This is a genomic window from Bacillus sp. P4_D3, from assembly GCF_056401855.1.
Genome location: NZ_JBFUIN010001045.1, coordinates 1 through 902, shown reverse-complemented (window position 1 = coordinate 902; position 902 = coordinate 1). Strand labels below are relative to the sequence as shown.

2 protein-coding genes are annotated in these 902 nt (G+C 32.9%); both read left to right on the top strand.

Annotated features, from left to right (window positions below):
* A partial coding sequence (locus AC1DTM_RS29045) for a DUF1453 domain-containing protein (RefSeq protein ID WP_477001550.1) occupies positions 1 to 467 on the top strand: 467 nt, incomplete at its 5' end.
* Between the two features lie 79 nt (positions 468 to 546).
* On the top strand, positions 547 to 902 hold a 356-nt coding region (locus AC1DTM_RS29040), incomplete at its 3' end, for a DUF3189 family protein (protein ID WP_477001549.1).

Below are 902 nucleotides of genomic sequence, written 5' to 3'. Positions count from 1 at the left end.
TGGATATTCTATTTGTTATTCTCCTTGTTATTCTTATAATTGTATTAATGCAAGGTAAGGAATACAAAGTGAATATTAATCGTATTTGGCTCATTCCGGCTTTGCTGTGCTTTGTAACAATCCAGTCCATTATTCATATGGGACAATTAAATATATTGCACGTACTATTATTCGTTGCAATGCTCGGAATTGGATTGGGTCTTGGAGTTATTAGAGGAAAAGCTTTAACATTTCGATTAGATAGTGAAACAGGTCATGTATTACGAAAAGGAAATTGGTTAAGTACAATTATTCTCCTTGTTATTTTAGGTGCAAAGGTTTTGATTAAGCAAAGTATGTTTCCTGGCAGTACTCACCACACATTAATGGTTGTAACGAATGCCTTTTTATGTATCACATTAGGTACCGTAATTAGTAGACGCTATTATATTTGGAAAAAATATAATGAATTAACACAAAAAGCGTAAATACATTCGTCCCTTGTTTAACAACGCTGTGAACGGTAATACTAAATAATATTGAACTTTTACAACAAGGGATGATAATATGATATTCATTTACACGGATTTCGGCGGAACGCATACAACCTCGCTAGCTGCAGCTTATCATTTAAATAAATTACCAACTGATCGGAAGTTAACGAAAGAAGAAATTTTAAATGTAGAGTACTTTAATAAATTGAAAACAGAAGATATGGGGAAAATTATTTTTCATGGACAAGATGAATATGGGAATCCTGTATATACAATTGGATGTGGGGCATCAAAGGTCGTTGTACCTGCCATGAAGCATTTAGGAGAGATTCTGCAAAAACATTATCAAAACAATGATAAGATTATTTTTTCTAATACATCACCAACAGTTCCATTGCCAATGACTTTAGGCGGTTTGTTTTCTAGAAG